Source organism: Streptomyces venezuelae (genome assembly GCF_008642375.1).
GTDB classification, from domain to species: domain Bacteria; phylum Actinomycetota; class Actinomycetes; order Streptomycetales; family Streptomycetaceae; genus Streptomyces; species Streptomyces venezuelae_G.
In genome coordinates this window covers 4,877,501-4,880,000 of record NZ_CP029194.1, presented here as the reverse complement: position 1 = coordinate 4,880,000, position 2,500 = coordinate 4,877,501, and the positions used below count along the sequence as shown (strand labels likewise).

The 2,500-nt window shown below is 56.4% G+C and carries 1 rRNA gene (only partly in view); it reads right to left on the bottom strand.

Features of this window, described 5'->3' with window-relative positions:
* Positions 1-2,500 (bottom strand): 23S ribosomal RNA (locus DEJ46_RS22445) (it extends past both window edges: 138 nt to the left, 485 nt to the right).

Below are 2,500 nucleotides of genomic sequence, written 5' to 3'. Positions count from 1 at the left end.
CCGCTTAGATGCTTTCAGCGGTTATCCCTCCCGAACGTAGCCAACCAGCCATGCCCTTGGCAGGACAACTGGCACACCAGAGGTTCGTCCGTCCCGGTCCTCTCGTACTAGGGACAGCCCTTCTCAATATTCCTACGCGCACAGCGGATAGAGACCGAACTGTCTCACGACGTTCTAAACCCAGCTCGCGTACCGCTTTAATGGGCGAACAGCCCAACCCTTGGGACCGACTCCAGCCCCAGGATGCGACGAGCCGACATCGAGGTGCCAAACCATCCCGTCGATATGGACTCTTGGGGAAGATCAGCCTGTTATCCCCGGGGTACCTTTTATCCGTTGAGCGACGGCGCTTCCACAAGCCACCGCCGGATCACTAGTCCCGACTTTCGTCCCTGCTCGACCCGTCGGTCTCACAGTCAAGCTCCCTTGTGCACTTACACTCAACACCTGATTGCCAACCAGGCTGAGGGAACCTTTGGGCGCCTCCGTTACCCTTTGGGAGGCAACCGCCCCAGTTAAACTACCCATCAGACACTGTCCCTGATCCGGATCACGGACCGAGGTTAGACATCCAGCACGACCAGAGTGGTATTTCAACGGCGACTCCACCATGACTGGCGTCACGGCTTCAAAGTCTCCCACCTATCCTACACAAGCCGAACCGAACACCAATATCAAACTGTAGTAAAGGTCCCGGGGTCTTTTCGTCCTGCTGCGCGAAACGAGCATCTTTACTCGTAGTGCAATTTCACCGGGCCTATGGTTGAGACAGTCGAGAAGTCGTTACGCCATTCGTGCAGGTCGGAACTTACCCGACAAGGAATTTCGCTACCTTAGGATGGTTATAGTTACCACCGCCGTTTACTGGCGCTTAAGTTCTCAGCTTCGCCACACCGAAATGTGACTAACCGGTCCCCTTAACGTTCCAGCACCGGGCAGGCGTCAGTCCGTATACATCGCCTTACGGCTTCGCACGGACCTGTGTTTTTAGTAAACAGTCGCTTCTCGCTGGTCTCTGCGGCCACCCCCAGCTCAAGGAGCAAGTCCTATCACCGGTGATGGCCCCCCTTCTCCCGAAGTTACGGGGGCATTTTGCCGAGTTCCTTAACCATAGTTCACCCGAACGCCTCGGTATTCTCTACCTGACTACCTGAGTCGGTTTAGGGTACGGGCCGCCATGAAACTCGCTAGAGGCTTTTCTCGACAGCATAGGATCATCCACTTCACCACAATCGGCTCGGCATCAGGTCTCAGGCTTAATGCGTGACGGATTTGCCTATCACACGCCCTACACCCTTACCCCGGGACTACCACCGCCCGGGCTGGACTACCTTCCTGCGTCACCCCATCGCTTACCTACTACCACCTTGGGTCGACGGCTCCACCACTTTCCTTTCCCCGAAGGGTCCGGAACGGCTTCACGGCCTTAGCATTAATGGGCTCGATATTGGGCGTTTCAAAGCGGGTACCGGAATATCAACCGGTTGTCCATCGACTACGCCTGTCGGCCTCGCCTTAGGTCCCGACTTACCCTGGGCAGATCAGCTTGACCCAGGAACCCTTAGTCAATCGGCGCACACGTTTCTCACGTGTGTATCGCTACTCATGCCTGCATTCTCACTCGTGAACCGTCCACAACTCGCTTCCGCGGCTGCTTCACCCGGCACACGACGCTCCCCTACCCATCACAGCGGGCGTTGGCCCTATTGCTGCAATGACACGACTTCGGCGGTACGCTTGAGCCCCGCTACATTGTCGGCGCGGAATCACTTGACCAGTGAGCTATTACGCACTCTTTCAAGGGTGGCTGCTTCTAAGCCAACCTCCTGGTTGTCTCTGCGACTCCACATCCTTTCCCACTTAGCGTACGCTTAGGGGCCTTAGTCGATGCTCTGGGCTGTTTCCCTCTCGACCATGGAGCTTATCCCCCACAGTCTCACTGCCGTGCTCTCACTTACCGGCATTCGGAGTTTGGCTAAGGTCAGTAACCCGGTAGGGCCCATCGCCTATCCAGTGCTCTACCTCCGGCAAGAAACACACGACGCTGCACCTAAATGCATTTCGGGGAGAACCAGCTATCACGGAGTTTGATTGGCCTTTCACCCCTAACCACAGGTCATCCCCCAGGTTTTCAACCCTGGTGGGTTCGGTCCTCCACGAAGTCTTACCTCCGCTTCAACCTGCCCATGGCTAGATCACTCCGCTTCGGGTCTTGAGCGCGCTACTAAATCGCCCTATTCGGACTCGCTTTCGCTACGGCTTCCCCACACGGGTTAACCTCGCAACACACCGCAAACTCGCAGGCTCATTCTTCAAAAGGCACGCAGTCACGACCCATTGGGTAAACCCAATGAGCGACGCTCCCACGGCTTGTAGGCACACGGTTTCAGGTACTATTTCACTCCGCTCCCGCGGTACTTTTCACCATTCCCTCACGGTACTATCCGCTATCGGTCACCAGGGAATATTTAGGCTTAGCGGGTGGTCCCGCCAGATTCAC